This window comes from Xenorhabdus sp. BG5, from assembly GCF_015163665.1.
Taxonomy (GTDB): domain Bacteria; phylum Pseudomonadota; class Gammaproteobacteria; order Enterobacterales; family Enterobacteriaceae; genus Xenorhabdus.
This window is the reverse complement of record NZ_JADEUG010000001.1, coordinates 184,507-206,003: the sequence shown is the minus strand read 5'-3', so window position 1 is coordinate 206,003 and position 21,497 is coordinate 184,507. Positions and strand designations below refer to the sequence as shown.

Here is a 21,497-nt window from a genome sequence, read left to right as displayed (position 1 = left end):
ATGCTGAGGATAGGCATTATTGGTACAGGCGCGGTTGCATGTTATTTGGCTCATCAATGCAAGAAACAAGGATGTCAGGTTTTTTTATTATCTTCACGAGGAATAAGAAACCAGACATTACCTATCAGTCACATACAACTCAGTGATGATACAAATCATGAGCAGGCAATCAGCAAGGATCTCGGCAGTATCGTTATTGATGGTCATTTCACTGATTATGCAGACTTTCTGTCTAAAGATTTTGATCAATTGTATGTGTGCAGCAAGACGGTTTCCAATCAGCATATTTGTCAGCAATTATCGCGCAATAAACATCGGCTCCGTAGCCCTGTTATCATATTCCAAAATGGATTTACCACAGAACAAACCTTTATTGACGAAGCATTAGGTATCACGGTCATCCGTGGTGTACTCAACTTCTCGGTGACTTTGCATCGCAAACAACACCTGAGATTGATGTTTCTTAAAACCAGTTATCTTGGATGCATTGAACTGACCGAACAGGCAGAAGCGGATAGTTTGGCGGTTTTGGGTTTACTCAACCGAGTCGGCATTCCCTTCGAAGGTTGTGAAGATATCGGACATAAAGCGTTTGCCAAAAACACGCTCAATGCGGCGGCCTCTGTATGCGGATTACTTCGTATCGGCGTATATACAGCGATGCGTAATCATGCTTCCCGATCTGTTATTCAATCGATTATTGACGAGTGTGCTGCTATTGGCGAAAAAACCGGATATGTCAAAGATAGCGAAAGTTTCCGGCGTCAGTCTGTGGAGTATTTAATGTCAATTCCCGATTTTAATTCTTCTTTGGTGTTGGATGTGATCAATGGCCGGGAAACAGAGGCAGATACCTTACTGGCTTCCTTGGTCAAACTTAGCCAACGAATAGACATTGCCACGCCAAATTTGAATTTTGTTTATCGTTATTTCGATTTTTATAACACATATATAACCCAATCTCAGACATTCACGAAAACGATTCTGGTTGAAGGAGATGCCTAATGAGTAATACTACAATCGATACTACAGTCATGTTACCTGAAGGTGGTGAAGGTGTTCTGAATAACGTATTTTCTCCTTATGCTGATTATTTCGTCGATATGATCGGCCAGCGTCACTCTCATATTGCGACTGAACCGGTTGGAATATATGAGAGCCAAATTAAGCATTATGTTTGCCAGGATTATTTCAATTACGAACAGAAAGAACTGTGGAAAAGTATTCCCCAGTTTATAGCCCCCATCCAATCATTGGAAAAAGTAGGGGATTTTATTACAGTCGATTATCAGGGGCGTGTTCCGATGATCGTGAGTAAAGTCGATGATAATCGTTGTGCCGTATTTGAAAATGTCTGCCCTCATCGGGGAGCCAGACTTGAACATCACAAGGAAGGGTGCAAAAAAGCCTTTGTTTGTCCTTATCACAGTTGGTCATTCAGTCATCAAGGCCATCTAATAGCTGCTCGTTGGCGAGAAGCTTTCCCTGAAATACCCGATCAATATCGTTCGCTTAATGCAATTGGTACCCAACAAAAGTTTAGTATGTTGTGGCAAATGCCGGGTGAATCTATGCCTGACTTTTCGCTGGAACATTGGTTTTCTGCCATTGATGATCAAATTTCCGCTATCGGCTTTGAACAGCACCAATTGTTGAATTCCCGTGAAAGGATGATTAAAGCTAACTGGAAATTACTGATTGAAAATTTTATTGAATATTATCATGTTCAGTCTCTGCACCGAAACAGCCTGGCTCCCACATTAAATGGTCAGCTTTATTCATTGGATTCTTTTGCCCAGCATGGACGGATTTTGACTCCACTGAAAAATTTGGCTCAGGTTCGTCGACAAACACCACATAAGACACGTCGGGAGATGGTAGCCACTTATTTGCTGTTCCCCAATGTGATTATCGGGGTACAGCCTTATCATGTTTTTGTCTCTTTTTATCATCCTGTGTCGGTAAACCAAACTTGGTCGAAGACGTTCAACTTTATCCATAAAACAGATGAGGCGATAAGCGAGGTATGTCAACTGGATGTGGAATACCTGGCAGAAGCCCTTGAAGAAGATTACGAGGCGATTGAGCAAGTCCAAAGAAATCTGGAAGTATGCACCGCGCCGAGTCTGCTGTATGGCGAAGCGGAATCCCTTATTGTGCAGTTGCATCGCAATTTGGCAGCCATTTTGAACCAAAGTGGTAAGGGAGCAAACAAGGTATGAGTGAGATAAGAGATCTGGAGCGTGCTGATTTTGAGATTGATGAAGTGCCGGTCTCTGCTGGCCAGCAAGATTTGTGGTTGGCAGAACAATTAACTGCAAAACAGCTTTACATCGTACCCGTAACCTACGAATTAGTTGGCTCATTAGATCAGGATAAATTGCTGGATGCGATTGCCCAGACGGTACAAAACAGTGAAGCTTTCCGTACCGCATTTGTCGAAAGCGATCAGGGATTGGTTCAGCATATCTATCCTGAGATTGACTTACCCGTTACTGTGATAGATCTATCTAGGCAAAGCATCGCATCAGATAATGATGAGCGTCTGCAACAGGCATTAATGCACTGTCAGCATAATTTGGAAACCCCATTTACTTTGGGAAAACCCGGTTTGGCACGTTTTTTATTGTTCAAGTTAGGAGAGCAAAGCCACATTTTGCATTTTTGCCTCCATCACCTGATTTGCGACAATGATTCAGTGGCATTGATTCTTAATAATATTGCGACAGTGTATGCGGGGGGCTCGTTACCGAGCGGTGATACTGATCTCCTTGAATACGCTGAATTTGCCAGCTGGCAGGATGAATTGCTGCGCGGTGATTATCTGGCTAATGATGAAGAATATTGGTTGACAGAACTTGAAGGAGTAGATGGACGCTTGGAACTGGCTATTGGTAATCCTGTTCCATCGAAAAGTGAGCAAGGTGGTATGATCCGGTGCCAGCTAGCCCCTTCTTTAGTGACCTCCTTCAATGATTGTGCCGCTACTTTGGGTATTTCACCCGCACTGGGTTATTTTACCCTATATGCTTCTCTTTTGTATCGGCTGACGGGACAGCAAGCCATAGTGTTTGGGGTACCGGCTTCTTTGCGAGATGATCAGCGTTTGGAGAAAACGATAGGTTATTTTATCAATGTGTTGCCGATTAAAGTGATATTCCATCCGCAAATCAGTTTTGCCGATATTGCAGCCCAGCTTAGTCGCCAGCTTTACAATGGTATTGAACACCAGCAATTGCCTTACAGCCATATTGTACGTCGTGTCAGCCATGCCCAGCAAATCCCGCAGTCCCCCTTATTCAATGTGATGTACAACTATTTTGTTGGTCAGGGAGATTGGGCATTGCCCGGAACCCGATCTCGTCAACATGAGTTGATACCCGTTGGGGGTAAATTCCCATTGACGTTGTTTGTGGTTAATCACGCTGATACCGTAGCGTTAAGTTTTGAATATCAATACGCACATGTTGCCGCAGATTATGCTGAAATATTAAGCGACAGTTATCAGCAATTGTGTACGGCGATGGTTTTTGATGTTGATCAGACGGTGTTGGCGCAACCTTTGTTGAATGAAGCTGATTACCAACGTCAAGTCCTGGCATTCAACCAGACTGACACTGTCTTTCAAGAGGATTTTTGTCATCATTTTTTCCGTCAATTGGACGCTGAACCTGAGCTAACGGCGGTTGAATATTGGGACGAATCGCGAACTGGACGACTCAGTTATAAGAAACTGTACCACTTAAGCCAATGGGTAGCTGACGAATTACGCAGTCATATTATTTCAGGTTCATCACGGCAGTCTAAGGTGGTCATTTTCTCTGGCGCCACCCCCTTGTCCCTAGCCACGATTGTTGCTTGCTTGATTGAAGGTATTGTATGGATACCGGTAGATAGCCAATTACCCCTCAACCGTCTGTTGCTGATTGTTCAAGATGCCATCCCCGATGCCATAGTGATAGAAGATAAGATCGCGGGCAAAAATGCATCTTTATTGGCGGCAATGGAGCGTTTCGATATACCCGTCATTGAATTAAACAGCGAATGGGAAATAAGAGATGATGATAATCACATAGGCTGCATCCCTTTGATTCCTCGTTGGAAACTCATTGCAGAAAATGACTGCCTTTGCTACATGATTTATACCTCCGGTACGACAGGGAAGCCAAAAGGTGTCGAAATTTATCGCAAGGGCCTTAACAACTATCTCAATTGGGCAACACAGGCTTATATGCCGTCAGGTACGTCTGATTTGGGGGGATTGGGTGTGCCAGTGACCACTTCCTTCGGGTTTGATGCCACTATTACGAGTTTGCTTCTGCCATTAATTGCACGAGGATACGTCATACTTTTTTCTGCGCAGGTCAGCCAAAATGAGGCATTATTGCGCTTATTTGAGCTAAATCAGCCTTTAGGATTGATGAAAACGACGCCTTCACAATTGGAGCATTTAGCATTAAGCATGGGGCAGAAGCAGACTCCGCTGGATGTTAAAGTCATAGTGATCGGTGGTGAGCAAATGAGTCGTGCTTATCTGGGCTATCTCAAAACAATCGCGCCAGAAAGTAGGTGTTTTAATGAATATGGACCGACAGAGACTGTCGTTGGTTGTTGCGTGGAGCGGTTGAATATCGCTGCTGAATCAAACCAACGTTATCATGGCGTGTTACCGATAGGTTCTCCCATAGCTAATACACAGATGTATGTATTGAATGAAAGGGGTTGCCATCAACCCTCTGGCGTGATTGGTGAATTATGCATTGGTGGGGAGGGAGTAGCTAAAGGATATTGGCAACGCCCGGATTTAACAGCCGCTGCATTCATTGAAGATCCCTTCTCAAAAGTTAATGGGAAACGGCTTTACAAAACTGGCGATCTGGCTTGTTTTACCATGGATAATAAACTCTTATGCCTGGGGAGAAAGGATAATCAGATCAAACTTCGTGGTTACAGGATTGAACCGGAAGAGATTGAGTCGTGGATTAAGCAGGTGCCGGATATTGATAAGGCCGTGGTCGTGATTGAAAAACAGCTCCATGAACGGCTTTGTGGCTACTTGGTTGCATCTCCGCGGTTTACGGGAAGTGCGCAAGAACTTATTGATAAGGTCAAACAGTATCTGCAAGGCCAATTGCCGGATTACATGATCCCAACACAACTGCGGGTAATTGAAGCCATTCCTTATACAATTAACAATAAGATCGATACTGCGGCTTTATTGGCGTTAGGGGGGAACCAAATCTTTCCTGATGCAGAGGAACATCTGGAATACGACTTGGATTCTGATATAGCTAAACAAGTCTTGAGCCATTTTAGCGAGGCGCTAAATCGCCATATTGTTTCGCCGGAAGATAATTTCTTTCAGCTAGGGGGGGATTCCTTGATGGCAGTGCGTTTGCTGGCAAAAATCAACGCACATTTCGCTATTGAGGTAAAACTCAAAACCTTCTATCAACAAGCATCCTTGAAAAATTTGATTACGTTGGTAGAAGAAAGAATACGTCATGATAATAGGCATATCGGCAAGTGATTTGAGGAGTGTAGTTTGGAAAATAATAAGTTGTTTATTATACCAAAACCGATCAGCTGCCCGAGGTTGAGACTCTTTTGCTTTCCCTATGCGGGGGGATCTGCGAGAACTTATCTTGATTGGGCAGCGTATTTTAATAATGATATTGAGATAGTCGCAGTTCAGCCGCCAGGGCGGGCAACTCGAATGGGTGAAACCTTGTATGAAGATTTGCCTTCTCTGGTCGATGAGTTAATCGCTCATGCTGCATTTATTACGCAGATCCCTTATGTATTTATTGGACATAGCCTGGGCTGCCGTGTGGCATTTGAACTTGCTTGTCAATTGCAATCCCGTGCTTATCCTGTTCCTGTCCACTTCTTTGCGTCAGGGTGTCCAGCCCCTCATTTGAAGGAGAATTATCCTTATACTCATAACTTGCCTCAAGACGAATTTATCCGTGAGCTACAGAAAATTAATGGCGCCACTGATGAGATATTGTTAAATGATGAACTTATGGATATATTGCTGCCGGTTTTAAGGGCTGATTTCAAGATGGCTGAAACCTATCAGCCAGAACGATTTGTCCTAAAAAGCCCAGTCACTGTTTTAAGTGGTAATTCCGATCCTGACGTTAAACCAATTGAACTTTATGCTTGGTCAGAATTATCCAGCGAAGATTTAACGATACAATATATTCAGGGAGATCATTTTTTTATCGATCAGAATAAAAGGCGGGTTATAGAGGTTATGTTGTCTGCATTATCACCAATGTGACACTTTGCCTATTGGAAAGGGTTATAACTTACCTAAATATAACCCTTGTTAGTTGTATTTGAATTGCCGTTAAAAATCAGTTTCTTGCCTTGAACGTTAAGCTCAATGCAAATAACATTGCTGAACAAAGTACAACGGAAGGGCCTGCCGGCGTGTTATAAAACGCCGATAATGTTAACCCTCCCGTAACAGAAAGCATACCGACAATAATTGCAAAAACGGCCATTTGTTCAGGTGTGCGGGAGAAACGACGGGAGGTCGCGGCAGGGATGATCAGCAGAGAGGTGATAATTAACGCGCCGACGAATTTCATTGCCAGCCCAATCGTTAATGCTGTCACTAACATCAGTAAAACACGCAGACGTTGAATTTTAATGCCATCGACAAAAGCCAAATCTTGACTAACGGTCATTGATAGCAGGGCACGCCATTTCCATGTCAGTAATCCAGTCACAATCGCGACACCGGCCGCAATCAACCAGAGATCTTCGTAAGTTACGGACAATAAATCGCCAAACAAATAAGCCATTAGATCGACCCTGACACTGGTCATAAAACTAACGACAACTAAGCCCAGCGACAAGGCACTGTGAGCCAGAATGCCCAATAAGGTATCAACAGCTAATTGCGGGCGTTTTTCTAGCCAAACCAAAATAGTGGCTAAGATAAGTGTTACTGCAATCACCGCATAAAATGGGTTCACATTCAGTAAGAAACCAAATGCAACACCAAGCAGTGATGCGTGTGCCAGTGTATCGCCAAAATAGGACATTTTGCGCCAAACGACAAAAGAACCAAGAGGCCCTGCGGCAATTGCCAAAAAAATACCGGCGAGCCAGCCGGGGAGCAATAATTCAATCATCGACGTGATTCCCCAACATTTTTCAAAATAACTTTCCCTCTAAGATCGTGATGATGATTGTGGTGATGGCGGTAAACTGCCAGTTGCTCTGCGCCATGATGCCCAAACATTGCAATAAACTCTGGGTGCATTGACACCACTTCTGGTGTGCCAGAGCAACAAATGTGCTGATTAAGGCATAAAACTTCGTCTGTTTTCGCCATTACCAAGTGCAGGTCATGGGATACCATAAGTACAGCGCAATTAAGCTCTGTTCTGATTTGGTTGATTAAGTCATAAAGCGCCAGTTGGCCATTGACATCCACGCCTTGTGTTGGTTCATCAAGAACCAAAAGCTGGGGGTGGTTCAGCAAAGCCCTGGCGAGTAGTACTCGCTGAGTTTCTCCACCAGACAGCTTTTGCATGGGTTGCTCCAATAAGTGAGCAGCCTTGACTCGATTTAATACCGGCATGATATCTGCGGGTTTCACATTGGGCCTTAGCAGCATAAAACGCTTAACAGTCAGGGGCAGAGTGGGATCAAGGTTAAGTTTTTGCGGGACATAACCAATTCTCGCCGCGGGGTTCTGTTCAATAGTGCCCGAAGTGGGTTGGACTAAACCAAGAACGACGCGAACCAGCGTTGATTTTCCCGCACCGTTTGGGCCGATCAGCGTCAGAATTTTCCCTTGCTTGAGATTGAATGAAATATTGTTTAATACCTTGCGGTTACCAAATTCAACCGTAATATTTTTTAAGGTAATCATAGTTGGTGAATTAAAAGTGTCTTGCAGAATCATTGGAATGTTATAATATAACATAATTCAATTTTCTGCATGGAATATTCATATTATGTTACACAACTCACAGAAATACGCGCATAAATTTTTTCATAAAATCGCATTAGCTACTGTGTTAGTGGCAGGAGTGAATGGCTCTGCAAAGGCCGATGTTGTCACATCCATTCGGCCATTGGGTTTTATTGCTGCTGCCATTGCTGATGGTGTAACAAAGACTCAAGTACTTCTTCCTGATGGTGCTTCTCCACATGATTATGCGTTACGGCCTCTGGATGTACAGAAAATTAATCAGGCCGATTTGGTTGTTTGGATCGGCCCAGATATGGAGACCTTTTTGGCGAAACCGATAGCTAGAATTGAACGGAATAAACAACTGTCACTGGCTGAATTATCGACTATTAAGCCACTATTATTGAAAAATAGTGAAGAGGGTAATGATTCTGATGCTGAATCATATCAGCATAAATATGAGGAAAATCACGAACATCATCATCACGGGGAATATAATATGCATATTTGGCTTTCTCCAGAGATTGCGGAAAAAGCCGCTCAGGCAATATATGATCAGCTTGTTGAACAATATCCTCAACAAAAACAGCAATTAGAAGTAAACCTACGTAAATTCAATGGACAGCTTGCACAAACTGATAAGAATATTACTTATGTTTTAAAGACTGCACAAAAGCAGGGTTATTTTGTTTTTCATGACGCGTATGGTTATTTTGAAAAACACTACCAATTGGCTCCGCTAGGTGTTTTTACGGTCAATCCTGAAATACAGCCTGGGGCGCAGAGGTTACACAAAATACGAACACAATTGGTTGAGCAGAAAGCAAGGTGTATTTTTGCTGAACCTCAATTTAAGCCAGCCGTTATTCATGCCGTAGCAAAAGGTACTGATGTACGTATTGGAATACTTGATCCTTTAGGGAGTGGTATCGTATTGGATAAAGATAGCTACATGAAATTTATAACTCAGCTATCAAAACAATACGCGAGCTGCCTGAATTAGTACAGTAAGGAATTTTATTAGTGCAGCAGATAGCTAAAACTATCGTTCTGGTATACAACAACCTGCCTAAACCACACAAGATCATGCTTGGATCTCTAACGTTGGTCACTTTGGCTATCGCGATATGGCGACCTGTTGTTTACCATGAACGAGAAGAACGGACAGGTAGCATTATTCTCAGTACTCCCGATAGCATTCCAGAAGCAACGGATGATGTCGCTGGGGATGCTAATGAACAACTCCCCAATGAGGGCATTGGGGATGATGATGGCAGTTCTGTTGATACAGCAGTAAATGTTCCGCACCAATATGTTGTCTCCAGTGGTGATACCCTGAGTTCGATTTTAACTCAGTTCGGAATTGATTCCTCTGATGTTGCTTTGTTAGCAAATCAATATAAGTCATTGCGTAATTTAGGTATTGGTCAGTCATTATCGTGGACTACTGACGATAATGGGAATTTAAAAACGCTGACTTGGGATATATCACGCCGTGAAACTCGCGTTTATACTCGCGAAGGGGATACTTTTAAACAAACGCAAGAGTTTCAGAAGGGAGAATGGAAAAACAGTGTCATCACAGGTACAGTTGATGGCAGTTTTAATAATAGTGCTCTGGTTGCTGGACTAACAAGCAGTGAAGCCAGAGAAGTGACAAAAGCATTGCAATGGCAGATAGATTTCCGCAAATTGCGTAAAGGCGATCGTTTTTCTGTGCTGATGTCCCGTGAAATGCTTGATGGTAAAAATGAACAGAGCCAATTATTAGGTGTTCGCTTACAGAGTGGTGGCAATGATTATTATGCCTTCCGGTCCAATGATGGTCGTTTTTACGATAGCAATGCTTCCGGTCTTGAGCGTGGTTTCCTGCGTTTCCCTACAACTAAACAGTTCAGAGTATCTTCTTCTTTCAATCCTCACCGCTTAAATCCAGTAACCGGCAGAATTACAGCACACAAAGGGGTTGATTTTGCTATGCCAGTAGGAACTCCCGTTTTGGCAGTCGGTGATGGTGAAGTTGTTGTCGCTAAATTTGATGGTGCAGCCGGTAATTTCGTTGCTATTCGGCACGGTCGTCAATATACAACTCGATATATGCACTTGAGGAAAATACTGGTAAAACCGGGTCAGAAAGTGAAACGGGGCGAACGTATTGCGCTATCAGGGAATACGGGGCGCTCAACAGGCCCACATTTGCACTTTGAATTCTGGGACAACCAGAGACCGGTTAACCCACTCACTGCAAAATTACCGCGTTCTGGTGGGTTGAGTGGTAAAGAGCGTGCAGAATATGTAGCAATGGTTCAAGAGACTAAGCCTCAATTGTTGCTAGATTAAGTGTATCAATTTCCTATTATTGACAGAGATAAAAGCGGATGATTACTATCATCCGCTTTTATCTTATTTTTTGTTGTAAACTTTCGCCTTGAAAGCAAATATCGGGATCATCAGAGTTAGCTCATGAATAAAGAAAAAGATACAGATAGTAAATTGGGATATGTCCCTCGGTTTCATCGAGCTTATTTACATCCCCGTTATTGGGGGCTTTGGGCTGGCGTGGGTATATTGGCAGGATTGTCTTATGTCCCTGTAAAATGGCGTGATCCATTCCTGGCCAGGATAGGTATTTGGGCGGGAAGAAAAGCGAAAAGTGCTCGTCGCAGGGCAAAAATCAATTTAATTTACTGTTTTCCTGAGTTAACGGAACAACAGCATGAAGCGCTGATTGATCGCATGTTTGCTACCGCTCCTCAATCGTTTGTTATGCTGGCGGAGCTTTGTCTCAGGGGAGCAAAATCGACACTTAAACGTACCCAATGGCATGGCGAGGAGATTATTCAAGCCTTAAATGCCCAAGACAAAAATGTGATTTTTATGGTTCCACATGGCTGGTCTGTTGATATTCCCGCGATGTTATTGGCTGCACGTGGCCAAAAAATATCAGCGATGTTTCATCATCAAAGTAATCCCGTGGCTGATTACTTATGGAATAAAGCGCGCTGTCACTTTGGTGGTCGTTTGCATTCCCGTGATGCGGGAATTAAACCCTTTATCTCTACAGTGCGTGAAGGCTTTTGGGGATACTATTTGCCCGATCAGGATCATGGCGAAGAACACAGCGAATTTGTCGATTTTTTTGCCACTTATAAGGCGACTTTGCCTGCACTTGGACGCTTAATGAAAGTTTGCCGCGCGGCTATTGTTCCGTTATTTCCGGTTTATAATTGGCAAACTCATCAGTTGGACATTTATATCCGCCCACCCATAGAGGATATTGCAGGACAGGATGATGCTTATATTGCTCGTCGGATGAATGAGGAACTGGAAGAGTTGGTGAAGCCGAATCCTGAACAATACACTTGGATCTTAAAATTGCTTAAGACGCGCAAAGCAGGGGATATTGAGCCTTATAAAAGGGAAGATCTGTGATTATTAGGGTAATTATCTTCATTTGAATAATGGATTGCTGTGAGTGAGAGCAATTAATAAATGAGTATACTGCCCCTTATACGCATTAAACTTCAAGTTGCAGCTTGCAAATCAATGTGATTGTTTATATCTCCCCGCGAAGCGGGGAGATATAAGACGCATCTTGAAAGGCGATTGGTAATATATATAGCCTATTATTCTACTTCAAGAGCCTATTATTCTACTTCAAGTACGCGACAGGTATTGGTACTGCCAATAGTTCCCATCTGATCACCTTGAGTCACGAGTACCAAATCCCCAGAGATGAGATAGCCTTTATCGCGCAGGCGATTCACTGCTTCATTTGCCGCAGCGATCCCGTCAGTATGTGAGCTACAATAAACAGGCGTCACACCACGATAAAGGGCGGCGCGGTTTAAGGTTGATTCATGGCGAGACATAGAGAAGATAGGCAGGCCAGAACTGATGCGGGACATCATGCGCGCCGTGCGACCAGATTCAGTCATGGCAATAATTGCCTTGACGCCTTTCAGATGGTTGGCTGCGTACATGGTAGACATTGAAATCGCTTCTTCAATGCTATCAAATGTAATATCCAGGCGATGTTTGGAAACATTGACACTTGGCATTTTTTCCGCGCCAAGACAGACTTGTGCCATAGCGGCAACGGTTTCCGCAGGATACTGACCCGCGGCTGTTTCAGCAGAGAGCATAACAGCATCAGTACCATCCAGTACCGCATTGGCGACATCCATGACTTCAGCACGCGTCGGCATTGGGTTGGTGATCATGGATTCCATCATTTGTGTGGCTGTAATCACGACACGATTCAGTTGGCGAGCGCGGCGGATCAGTTTCTTCTGTACACCAACCAGTTCAGGGTCGCCAATTTCAACACCGAGATCACCACGAGCGACCATGACAACATCCGATGCCAGAATAATTTCATCAATAATTTCGTCACTGCTAACAGCTTCCGCCCGCTCAACTTTTGCAACGATTTGGGTTTCACAGCCTGCATCTCGTGCGAGACGGCGCGCATAATTCAAATCTTCACCTGAACGAGGGAAAGAAACAGCAAGATAATCAACACTAATTTTGGCTGCTGTGATGATATCTTCCTTATCTTTTACTGTCAGTGCTTCGGCTGATAACCCGCCGCCCAATTTATTGATGCCCTTATTGTTGGAAAGCGGGCCTCCTACAGTCACTTCCGTGAAGACTTTCATCCCCTGGACTTCCAGGACTTTCAATTGAACGCGTCCATCATCTAATAGCAGGATATCACCCGTCATTACATCAGAGGGCAAACCTTTATAGTCAATACCGACTTTTTCTTTATCTCCCTCCCCTTTACTTAGATTGGCATCCAGCAGGAATTTATCCCCAACATTCAGGAAAATTTTTCCTTCCTTAAAGGTGGATATGCGTATTTTAGGCCCTTGAAGGTCACCGAGGATGGCAACATGACAACCTAAACGGGCAGCAATTTCGCGCACTTTATTAGCACGTTGGATATGATCTTCCGCAGTGCCATGAGAGAAATTAAGACGGACGACATTGGCCCCCGCTTGGATAACTTTTTCTAGATTGTCGTCACGATCTGTAGCTGGGCCAAGTGTAGTGACGATTTTTGTTCTTCTGAGCCGTCTCGACATGTATTACTCCGTTGACCTATGAAGTATACCTTTTGTTTTTCAAGTTGCCGCGTCGTTGGGGGAAACTTGAAATCCATTGGGTATATGAGTTATTGATTACCGTAGGATAACCATTTAATTTATTTATTGATTATTAACCTCGCACTGCGAATAGGCAGTGGGGGAAAAGTCTACATATGCTATCAGTCTGGAGAGTTGATAAATAGTGAACAAAAACACAGTCTATTTTCTGGTTTATTCAGGCTTATCAAACCGTGAATTACGCAACGCTTCTTTGACCCTCTTCAAATTATCTCTGAATTTTGAACCGCGGCGCAGTGTAAAACCCGTTGCCAGCACATCAATGATGGTTAATTGAGCAATTCTTGAGACCATCGGCATATAGATATCTGTATCTTCGGGTACATCCAACAGAATGGGGAGGGTTGCTTCGTGTGCTAATGGGGAGCCTGTCGAGGTAATGGCGATCACTGTTGCATCGTTCTCACGGGCCAGTTTAGCAATTTCTACCAGGCTTTTTGTTCTTCCAGTATGGGAAATTAATACAACAACATCTCCTTCAGTGCTGCTAATGCAGCTCATTCGTTGCATCACAATATCGTCAAAATAGGTTACTGGAATACTGAAGCGAAAAAATTTGTTCATGGCATCATGGGCTACAGCGGCTGATGCCCCCAAACCAAAAAAAGAGAGTTTTCTGGCTTGTGTCAGAAGGTCGACTGCCCGGTTAATGGCTACAATATCCAGATTACTTTTGACCGTTTCCAGATTTGCCATTACTGATTCGAAAATTTTGTTTGTATAAGAGGTGACGCTGTCACTTTCCTCCACATTGCGGTTCACATAAGGTGTACCATTGGCAAGGCTCTGTGCCAGATGCAATTTAAAGTCAGGAAACCCTTTGGTGTTGAGGCGACGACAAAAACGATTAACCGTCGGTTCACTCACATTCGCCATTTTAGCCAGAGTGGCAATGCTTGAATGGATGGCAGTTTGTGGTGAAGCAAGGATGACCTGCGCAACCTTTTTCTCTGACTTACTCAAAACATCAAGACTATTTTGGAGCCGTTCCAGTGTGTTCATAAAACGAAGTTCAACCTCGGTTTTAACGATTTCATTAACAGGAGAAATCTATTTCATTTTCATGAAAATATACTACTTGTTATTGAATGCTGGCAGTGGCAATAACCGGATAGCATGGGATTTTTCATGAAAATATGACAAGTGTCTAACTTTCAACTTGGTAAGATTACTTCTTAATCGTTGTAAATTTTCAGTTTACAATCACTGCTTGGTATTAATTCTGACCACATTGTTAGTGAATACAAAATTACCATGGTTGTAAAAGCAGTGTACAGAAAACGGATGTGCGGTTATTTAATAGTCTGTGTCCGATGGATTTCATTTTGTCGCTAATTCAGAAGTAACGTGAAATACGAAGAGCTATATGAATAATCCATGAATAATCAGTGTTTACTGCATATAACCAAAAGAGTACATTACCCACAGATTCTGTAAAAAAATTACAATATCCCGTAATTGAGGAGATGCAACATGGCGGTGACGTCTACAGCTCAGGCTTGTAATTTGGTAATTTTTGGGGCGAAAGGAGACTTAGCACGCCGGAAATTAATGCCTTCCCTTTACCAGTTGGAAAAAGCGGGTTATATCCATCCTGATACCCGAATTATCGGCGTCGGTCGAGCTGACTGGGATAAAAAAGCCTACACCAAAGTTGTTGAAGAAGCATTGGTGACATTTATGTCCGAGAAACCAGATCCAGAACTGTGGAAGAAGCTGAGTTCACGTCTGGAATTTTGTAATTTGGACGTAAATGAGACAGGGCATTTTACCGAATTGGCAAAAATAATTAATAAAGATGACTTGCCCACTATTCACTATTTTGCCATGCCTCCAAGTACATTTGGAGCAGTATGCCATGGATTGGGCGCTGCGGGGCTGAATACGGAACCTAACCGTGTGGTGATGGAAAAACCGCTGGGAACAGATCTTGCTTCTTCCAGAGCGATTAATGATGAAGTTGCAAAATATTTCAATGAGAATCAAATTTACCGTATTGACCATTACTTGGGGAAAGAAACGGTATTGAACTTGTTAGCGTTGCGTTTTGCCAACTCGCTTTTCGCCAATAATTGGGATCATCACACGATTGATCATGTGCAAATTACCGTTGCTGAGGAAGTTGGTATCGAAGGGCGTTGGGGTTATTTCGATCAGGCGGGGCAGATGCGCGATATGATCCAAAATCATCTTCTGCAAATTCTGACTATGATTGCCATGTCACCACCGGCTGACCTAACAGCAGATCGCATTCGCGATGAGAAAGTGAAAGTGCTGCGTTCATTGCGCCGGATTGATCAGACCAATGTCAGGGAAAAAACGGTTCGCGGGCAATATACCGCAGGTTTTGTACATGGTAAGAAAGTTCCCGGTTATCTGGAAGAAGAGGGGGCGAATAAAGCCAGTAAAACGGAAACTTTTGTATCGATTCGTGTCGATATTGATGACTGGCGCTGGTCTGGCGTGCCTTTCTACCTGAGGACAGGAAAGCGGTTGCCAGCTAAATGTTCTGAAGTTGTCGTCTATTTCAAAGAACCTTCTCTGAATCTATTTGCAGAATCCTACCAGCAATTACCTCAAAATAAATTGACAATTCGCTTGCAGCCAGATGAAGGTATTGATATTGAAGTGCTGAATAAAGCCCCAGGACTGGAACATAAACACCGGTTGCAAACGACCAAACTGGATCTGAGTTTCTCTGAGACATTTAACCAGACGCATCTTGCTGATGCTTATGAAAGGTTATTGTTGGAAGCAATGCGTGGCATTCAGGCATTGTTTGTCCGTCGTGATGAAGTGGAAGAAGCTTGGAAATGGGTGGATTCCATTATAGATGCATGGGCGGCGGATAATGAACCCCCCAAACCTTATCAGGCAGGTACGTGGGGACCAGTGGCTTCTATCGCTATGATTACACGTGATGGTCGTTCATGGAATGAATTTGAATAATCTGCGTGTTTTTAACGCGCATTAAGTTACTTATTGATAAAATAACAGCCGGATCTAATGTCCGGCTGATGTTTATAAAAATATTTATGCTTTGCATTTGCGAAATTTTAGGGGAAGAAAATGACTTTCATTTTTGCCTAAGCGAGATACTAAATTTGTTGCCTTAATAAGTAAATTTAATTATAAACAAAAACTTATAACACTTTTTTACTAAAAGTAGAGTTTGATTAACCAAATACAAACCATTGCTTTTTATTTTGGGCTATGATAGAAATACATCATTCATTTACTAATATGAGGGTTCGTAGTATATCGTGCGATAGTTATACCATTGTCGTGTGATGAAAGAATAAAAACATCATGAATAGCGCCAAAAGCGTCAACATTCAACATAGTAATAAAATTCAACGTTGTACCCATGTTTTTTTCCTCTCAACTATCTTATCCAGTGAGCACTACTGGTGCGGCGCTCTTTAGGGCCTTCTCCTGCTAACCGGTTCTTCACCGGCAATTTTCGTTTGCCAAAGTATTTCGCTAAAAAGTCAGTTTGATTCTGATATTGCGTAATTGCATATTTCGCCGACTTTGTTGGCCTTTATAGCTGGATATCTTGGCATGCTTATTAGTATGTTCAGGAGAGAAAAAATGATTTATTGGGTGTTTCTTGTATTGGCGATTGTGACAGAAGTGATTGGTACTCTGTCAATGAAACAAGCCAGTGTTTCGGGTGATTTTACAGGCATGATCGTGATGTACACCATGATCACAACTTCTTATATTTTGCTGGCCGTTGCTGTAAAAAAAGTGGCATTAGGCGTGGCTTATGCACTGTGGGAAGGTATTGGGATCCTGTTTATTACCACTTTTAGTGTAATGTGGTTCAACGAATCACTGTCATTGATGAAAATGAGTGGATTGGTATTGTTGATGGCTGGAATTGCCTTGATCAAGATGGGAGAGAAAAAGAGCAAAGGTCAGGCTTCAAACAATGCAGCAAAAAGCAGTACATCCCAAAATAACCCATCAAGAGCATTAAATAATATTTCGAACAAGCAAATCAGGGAGGCATGATATGCTAACTCAATTTGAATGGTGGCATGGCGCGTTCCTGATTTTGGCTGTTGTTTTGGAAATTGTGGCAAATATTTTATTGAAATTATCCAATGGATTTCAGCGCTTCTGGATGGGTATTTTGTCTCTGGTTACTGTTTTGGGCGCATTTAGTGCATTGGCCCAGGCAGTGAAAGGGATAGAACTTTCCATTGCTTATGCCTTATGGGGTGCATTCGGCATTATTGCTACAGTGGCAGCGGGTTGGATAATGTTTAATCAACGACTGAATTTTAAGGGATGGAGCGGTATTGTGCTGCTATTGATAGGCATAATCATTATTAAGATGGCTTGATTTTTACTCTCCATTCCTTAAATTTCATTTTGTAAATTTATTTCTAAACATGACATTGAACGAGCAATAACTCATTCAATGTCATGTTTGTTTGATAAGTGCAGATTATAAAGCCGCAATAATTTTGATTTCTACTTTATACTTAGGATCCATCAATGCTGCTTGAACAGTACAGCGGACTGGCGCACTTCCAGCAACAACCCATGCACCCCAAGCGGCGTTCATGCCTGCAAAATCAGCCTTATCCGCCAGAAAAATCGTAGCATCCAGGATTTTGCTCTTATCTGAACCAAGACGGTGTAACAGGGTATCAATGGCTGCCAGAGTATCGGCGGTTTGCTCTGTAATATCACCGTCCAGTTGTTCTGGTACGCTGGTATAATAGATAGTGCCATTGTGAACGACCGCTTCTGACCAACGGGTATCTGGATCAATGCGTTTAATAGTCATTAAATCTCCTGTTAATTTATCCAGTTTTTTGCCGAATTGAGTAGTTATTACAACTCAGTATTGGCATAATTCTGCCACATTTTATTGAAAGAGACTGTTTGTGTCAGACGATTTTGCGAAAAATGGCATACTAGCCAAAGCCATACCAGGTTTCAAGCCACGCGATGCCCAGCGGGAAATGTCTTCGGCTATTACCGCTGCGATTAAAAAACAGCAACAATTGGTCGTAGAAGCGGGAACCGGAACCGGTAAAACATTTGCTTATTTGGTACCTGCTTTGCGCTCGGGTAAAAAAGTAATTATTTCTACTGGTTCTAAGGCATTGCAGGATCAGCTCTACAATCGAGATCTACCCACTATCGTTGATGCGTTAGGTTTTACCGGCAATCTGGCGCTATTAAAAGGGCGCTCAAATTATTTATGCCTAGAACGCCTTGAACAACAGTCAATCGGTAATTCCCAGTTAGAAGCTGAAGTCTTGGCGGAAGTTATCAAATTGAAGCATTGGTCAGGCCATACAAAAGATGGTGATATCAGCACCTGTCATCAAGTGGCGGAAGATAGCACGGTTTGGCCATTGGTCACGAGTACTAATGACAATTGTCTTGGCAGTGATTGCCCATGCTATCAGGAATGTTTCGTTCTGAAAGCCCGTCGAAAAGCGATGGAAGCCGATGTGGTAATTGTTAACCATCATCTGTTTATGGCAGATATGGTGGTTAAGGATACCGGATTTGGTGAATTAATCCCGCAGGCTGATGTGGTGATTTTCGATGAGGCTCACCAGATCCCTGATATTGCCAGCCAATATTTTGGTCAGCAGTTAAGTAGCCGCCAATTGATGGATTTATCGCGTGATATCATCATGGCTTACCGTACTGAAGTGCGGGATCAGGCACAATTGCAAAAAAGTGCAGATCGTCTCAGCCAAAGTGCACAAGATTTTCGTTTGTCATTGGGGGAAAACAGTTATCGGGGTAATCTTCGTGAAACCTTGCAACAGCAGCAAGTTCAGCGTGCATTAGTTCGGTTGGATGATGCCCTTGAGCTTTGTTACGACGTGATGAAACTCTCTTTAGGGCGTTCAACCATGTTGGATGCGGCTTTTGAACGGGCAACGGTTTACCGCCATCGTCTTAAGCGTCTGATTGATGTCAGTATACCTAATTATAGCTATTGGTTCGAAAGTTATGGGCGTCATTTTTTACTGGCACTAACTCCGTTATCTGTTGCCGACAAATTTAGTGAGATGATCCGTGAACAATCAGGTAGTTGGATTTTTACATCGGCAACATTATCGGTTAATGAACAGCTAAGTCATTTCACTGAACGTTTGGGGTTAAACCAAGCCCAAACATTACTCTTGTCGAGTCCATTTGATTATCAACGTCAAATGTTATTATGTGTTCCGCGTCATTTGCCATCACCGAATCAAAATGGTGGTGCAAAATGGCTGGCTCGTATGTTGAAACCATTAATTGAAAGCAATAAAGGGCGCTGTTTTTTCCTCTGTACTTCTCACCAAATGATGCGCAGTTTGGCGGAAGAGTTCCGTGCCAGTATGACATTACCAGTATTGGTACAGGGTGAAACGAGCAAGACACAACTTCTGACACAATTTATCTCTGCGGGTAATGCATTGCTGGTGGCGACCGGCAGTTTTTGGGAAGGGGTGGATGTCCGCGGTGATGCATTGTCCTGTGTTGTTATTGATAAATTGCCGTTCACTGCACCGGATGATCCTTTGCTTAAGGCCCGTATTGAGGATTGCCAACTTAAGGGCGGAGATGCTTTTCACGAGGTCCAGCTTCCCGATGCCGTGATTGATTTGAAGCAGGGCGTTGGGCGCCTGATCCGCGATATTGATGATTATGGCGTTGTGGTTATTTGTGATAATCGGCTGGTGATGCGTCCATACGGTGAGGTTTTTCTAAACAGCCTGCCTCCTGCTTCCCGTACCCGTGATTTATCAAAAGCAATTGCGTTTCTGAACTCACGCCCACCGCGGTCTGGGTAATAAAATGTCAGGGCGATGATGTTGGGGCTATGGTAGTATAGCCCCTTGTTTTGAATCCTATATCTTGCCGGAGTTAAGGCATGTCCACGCGAATTTTAGCTATTGATACTGCAACTGAAGCCTGTTCTGTTGCGCTTTGGAATGAAGGTGCTATCGAGGCACAGTTTGAAATTTCCCCACGGGAACACACTCAACGTATTTTACCAATGGTTCAAGCGGTTTTATCAAAAGGTGGTGTGAACCTGCAACAATTGGATGCGTTAGCGTTTGGCCGTGGACCGGGCAGTTTTACCGGTGTACGGATTGGTATTGGTATCGCCCAAGGGCTGGCATTGGGCGCTGAATTACCGATGATTGGTGTTTCCTCACTGAAAACAATGGCACAAGGAGCTTTTCGTTTAAAAGGAGCAACAAACGTTTTAGTTGCTATTGATGCGCGGATGGGGGAAGTTTACTGGGGACAATACACGCGTAATTCACAGGGTGAATGGCAGGGTGATGAAACGGAAGCAGTTTTGAAACCTGAACAAGTGCAAGAGATTATGAATTCCTTGTCAGGAGAATGGGGAATTGCTGGAACGGGATGGGAAGCCTATCCTCAATTATTAGACAGCCATTTAATTCTGACAGCAAGCGATGTTACTTTGCCTCATGCGGAAGATATGCTGCCGTTGGCTATTCAGATGTGGGAAGCGGGGGAAGCGACAGCGGTTGAACATGCTGAACCCGTTTACTTACGTAATGAAGTGACATGGAAAAAATTGCCGGGCCGTTAAGGCGCTTTTGCCTGGTGCAATAAAATTCATGTAACTTGTGGCAGAAAGCGGTGTCCATGGAGTATAAAGGGCTAGAGTATGGCTAACTAGATGGAGGTTAGTCTATCTAATAAGATTTTTTGACGTTGGAGGCGTTATGCTCAATGGGACACACTATCGAAGCATATTGCAAGTGGTGACATTATTAGGAACCCTGGTACTTGCGGGCTGTGTGTCAGTTCCTGATGTTATTAAAGGAACGACTAAAACACCTGTGGAAAATCTGCTTTCTGTCAGAATATGCCTGAGTTATACATTGGGCATGAAGGGAGATTTGGCGGCAAGGTATTGAGTGTCTTGAATGAAAAAAGCCAGACTCGATTAGAAATATCTGCCATGCCACTAACCGGCAATGCTTCCCCTCGTTTGGATGCACCTTCTTTCGGACGAATTTATGCCTACGTGAATACTTTTTTAGAACCCAGTGATTTTAAAGATCATTATGTGACTGTTGTAGGTCTGATTACTGGTCTTGAAAAAGGAAAAATAGGCAATAGTCCGTATAATTACGTTGTGATGAATGCAACAGGGGTGAAACGTTGGTATGAATCTCAGAGAATGATTTTTCCTCCGGCTGTAGGAACTGATCTATGGGGCTATTATGGCAACCCTTATGATCCGTTTTGGCGCGGTTACTCACCACTCCAGCCTGTATCAGTTGAAACAATTTTAACTGAATAAACCTTCTTGCCAACCAAAGGGGATCTGGTGGCAGGTATTTGTCTGCCACTGGGGATACCTGGGGTTATCCTGT

General features: G+C 43.2%; 19 protein-coding genes. 14 read left to right on the top strand and 5 right to left on the bottom strand.

Translation table 11 applies throughout. From position 1 onward, the window contains the following. The 4 genes from IQ209_RS00890 to IQ209_RS00875 are packed head-to-tail and all read left to right on the top strand — an operon-like array spanning position 1 to position 6,286. On the top strand, positions 1-1,005 hold the full coding sequence (locus tag IQ209_RS00890) for a ketopantoate reductase family protein (protein WP_193848142.1): 1,005 nt from the start codon (positions 1-3) through the stop codon (positions 1,003-1,005). Further along, positions 1,005-2,222 carry an aromatic ring-hydroxylating dioxygenase subunit alpha gene (locus IQ209_RS00885; protein WP_193848140.1) on the top strand — a complete coding sequence of 406 codons (1,218 nt, stop codon included), beginning with the start codon at positions 1,005-1,007 and terminating at the stop codon, positions 2,220-2,222. The genes IQ209_RS00890 and IQ209_RS00885 overlap by 1 nt, the downstream gene beginning before the upstream one ends. After that, positions 2,219-5,530 carry a condensation domain-containing protein gene (locus IQ209_RS00880; RefSeq protein ID WP_193848138.1) on the top strand — a complete coding sequence of 1,104 codons (3,312 nt, stop codon included), beginning with the start codon at positions 2,219-2,221 and terminating at the stop codon, positions 5,528-5,530. Before IQ209_RS00885 ends, IQ209_RS00880 begins: the two co-directional genes overlap by 4 nt. 15 nt (positions 5,531-5,545) lie before the next feature. Then, positions 5,546-6,286 carry a thioesterase II family protein gene (locus IQ209_RS00875; protein ID WP_193848136.1) on the top strand — a complete coding sequence of 247 codons (741 nt, stop codon included), beginning with the start codon at positions 5,546-5,548 and terminating at the stop codon, positions 6,284-6,286. A 76-nt stretch (positions 6,287-6,362) separates the two neighbouring features. Here the strand turns inward: IQ209_RS00875 and znuB are convergent, their stop codons facing one another. Further along, a complete protein-coding gene (znuB, locus tag IQ209_RS00870) occupies positions 6,363-7,148 on the bottom strand; it encodes a zinc ABC transporter permease subunit ZnuB (protein WP_193848134.1) in 786 nt (261 codons plus the stop codon). Beyond that, entirely contained in the window at positions 7,145-7,927 is a 783-nt protein-coding gene (gene znuC / locus IQ209_RS00865) for a zinc ABC transporter ATP-binding protein ZnuC (RefSeq protein ID WP_193848484.1), read from the bottom strand. Before znuC ends, znuB begins: the two co-directional genes overlap by 4 nt. A 52-nt stretch (positions 7,928-7,979) precedes the next feature. On the opposite strand from znuC, the gene znuA reads away from it, so the two are divergent. From znuA to lpxM, 3 genes are all read left to right on the top strand, one after another. Then, positions 7,980-8,939, top strand: coding sequence for a zinc ABC transporter substrate-binding protein ZnuA (gene znuA / locus IQ209_RS00860; RefSeq protein ID WP_193848132.1), 960 nt, complete (start codon positions 7,980-7,982; stop codon positions 8,937-8,939). Between the two features lie 20 nt (positions 8,940-8,959). Beyond that, positions 8,960-10,276 (top strand): murein DD-endopeptidase MepM, encoded by a 1,317-nt coding sequence (gene mepM / locus IQ209_RS00855; protein ID WP_193848130.1) that lies wholly within the window; start codon positions 8,960-8,962, stop codon positions 10,274-10,276. 123 nt (positions 10,277-10,399) lie between these two features. Then, positions 10,400-11,368 carry a lauroyl-Kdo(2)-lipid IV(A) myristoyltransferase gene (gene lpxM, locus IQ209_RS00850; RefSeq protein ID WP_193848128.1) on the top strand — a complete coding sequence of 323 codons (969 nt, stop codon included), beginning with the start codon at positions 10,400-10,402 and terminating at the stop codon, positions 11,366-11,368. A gap of 215 nt (positions 11,369-11,583) precedes the next feature. Here lpxM and pyk read toward each other — a convergent pair whose 3' ends face one another. Next, positions 11,584-13,026 (bottom strand): pyruvate kinase, encoded by a 1,443-nt coding sequence (pyk, locus tag IQ209_RS00845; RefSeq protein ID WP_193848126.1) that lies wholly within the window; start codon positions 13,024-13,026, stop codon positions 11,584-11,586. A 234-nt stretch (positions 13,027-13,260) separates the two neighbouring features. Continuing rightward, positions 13,261-14,109 (bottom strand): MurR/RpiR family transcriptional regulator, encoded by an 849-nt coding sequence (locus IQ209_RS00840; RefSeq protein ID WP_193848124.1) that lies wholly within the window; start codon positions 14,107-14,109, stop codon positions 13,261-13,263. 471 nt (positions 14,110-14,580) lie between these two features. Between IQ209_RS00840 and zwf the strand changes: the two genes are divergently transcribed. The 3 genes from zwf to mdtI all read left to right on the top strand — a co-directional run bounded on the left by zwf (position 14,581) and on the right by mdtI (position 17,461). Continuing rightward, the gene (gene zwf / locus IQ209_RS00835) at positions 14,581-16,056 is read left to right on the top strand and encodes a glucose-6-phosphate dehydrogenase (protein WP_193848122.1); all 1,476 of its coding nucleotides are present in this window, start codon (positions 14,581-14,583) and stop codon (positions 16,054-16,056) included. A gap of 645 nt (positions 16,057-16,701) precedes the next feature. After that, entirely contained in the window at positions 16,702-17,127 is a 426-nt protein-coding gene (gene mdtJ / locus IQ209_RS00830) for a multidrug/spermidine efflux SMR transporter subunit MdtJ (protein WP_193848120.1), read from the top strand. A gap of 1 nt (position 17,128) precedes the next feature. Next, positions 17,129-17,461 carry a multidrug/spermidine efflux SMR transporter subunit MdtI gene (mdtI, locus tag IQ209_RS00825; RefSeq protein ID WP_193848118.1) on the top strand — a complete coding sequence of 111 codons (333 nt, stop codon included), beginning with the start codon at positions 17,129-17,131 and terminating at the stop codon, positions 17,459-17,461. 105 nt (positions 17,462-17,566) lie between these two features. On the opposite strand, the gene IQ209_RS00820 is transcribed toward mdtI, so the two are convergent. Next, complete coding sequence (locus tag IQ209_RS00820) at positions 17,567-17,911, bottom strand: RidA family protein (protein ID WP_193848116.1); 345 nt, start codon at positions 17,909-17,911, stop codon at positions 17,567-17,569. A 100-nt stretch (positions 17,912-18,011) separates the two neighbouring features. Here IQ209_RS00820 and IQ209_RS00815 point away from each other — a divergent pair, with 100 nt between their 5' ends. From IQ209_RS00815 to IQ209_RS00805, 4 genes are all read left to right on the top strand, one after another. Continuing rightward, a complete protein-coding gene (locus IQ209_RS00815; protein ID WP_193848114.1) occupies positions 18,012-19,928 on the top strand; it encodes an ATP-dependent DNA helicase in 1,917 nt (638 codons plus the stop codon). Positions 19,929-20,008: 80 nt separating this feature from the next. Continuing rightward, positions 20,009-20,704 carry a tRNA (adenosine(37)-N6)-threonylcarbamoyltransferase complex dimerization subunit type 1 TsaB gene (tsaB, locus tag IQ209_RS00810; protein ID WP_193848112.1) on the top strand — a complete coding sequence of 232 codons (696 nt, stop codon included), beginning with the start codon at positions 20,009-20,011 and terminating at the stop codon, positions 20,702-20,704. 136 nt (positions 20,705-20,840) lie between these two features. After that, positions 20,841-21,035, top strand: a complete 195-nt coding sequence (locus tag IQ209_RS18645) for a hypothetical protein (protein WP_304952565.1) — start codon at positions 20,841-20,843, stop codon at positions 21,033-21,035. Beyond that, positions 21,032-21,424, top strand: coding sequence for a Slp family lipoprotein (locus IQ209_RS00805; protein WP_304952564.1), 393 nt, complete (start codon positions 21,032-21,034; stop codon positions 21,422-21,424). The genes IQ209_RS18645 and IQ209_RS00805 overlap by 4 nt, the downstream gene beginning before the upstream one ends. Positions 21,425-21,497: the final 73 nt, after the last annotated feature.

Bases quoted from the DNA above. Each gene is read 5' to 3' on its own strand.
- lpxM (WP_193848128.1), top strand. From the start codon at position 10,400: ATGAATAAAGAAAAAGATACAGATAGTAAATTGGGATATGTCCCTCGG.
- IQ209_RS00840 (WP_193848124.1), bottom strand. From the start codon at position 14,109: ATGAACACACTGGAACGGCTCCAAAATAGTCTTGATGTTTTGAGTAAG.
- pyk (WP_193848126.1), bottom strand. From the start codon at position 13,026: ATGTCGAGACGGCTCAGAAGAACAAAAATCGTCACTACACTTGGCCCA.
- znuB (WP_193848134.1), bottom strand. From the start codon at position 7,148: ATGATTGAATTATTGCTCCCCGGCTGGCTCGCCGGTATTTTTTTGGCA.
- IQ209_RS18645 (WP_304952565.1), top strand. From the start codon at position 20,841: ATGCTCAATGGGACACACTATCGAAGCATATTGCAAGTGGTGACATTA.
- mdtJ (WP_193848120.1), top strand. From the start codon at position 16,702: ATGATTTATTGGGTGTTTCTTGTATTGGCGATTGTGACAGAAGTGATT.
- IQ209_RS00820 (WP_193848116.1), bottom strand. From the start codon at position 17,911: ATGACTATTAAACGCATTGATCCAGATACCCGTTGGTCAGAAGCGGTC.
- IQ209_RS00890 (WP_193848142.1), top strand. From the start codon at position 1: ATGCTGAGGATAGGCATTATTGGTACAGGCGCGGTTGCATGTTATTTG.
- IQ209_RS00885 (WP_193848140.1), top strand. From the start codon at position 1,005: ATGAGTAATACTACAATCGATACTACAGTCATGTTACCTGAAGGTGGT.
- znuA (WP_193848132.1), top strand. From the start codon at position 7,980: ATGTTACACAACTCACAGAAATACGCGCATAAATTTTTTCATAAAATC.
- zwf (WP_193848122.1), top strand. From the start codon at position 14,581: ATGGCGGTGACGTCTACAGCTCAGGCTTGTAATTTGGTAATTTTTGGG.
- mdtI (WP_193848118.1), top strand. From the start codon at position 17,129: ATGCTAACTCAATTTGAATGGTGGCATGGCGCGTTCCTGATTTTGGCT.
- tsaB (WP_193848112.1), top strand. From the start codon at position 20,009: ATGTCCACGCGAATTTTAGCTATTGATACTGCAACTGAAGCCTGTTCT.
- znuC (WP_193848484.1), bottom strand. From the start codon at position 7,927: ATGATTCTGCAAGACACTTTTAATTCACCAACTATGATTACCTTAAAA.
- IQ209_RS00880 (WP_193848138.1), top strand. From the start codon at position 2,219: ATGAGTGAGATAAGAGATCTGGAGCGTGCTGATTTTGAGATTGATGAA.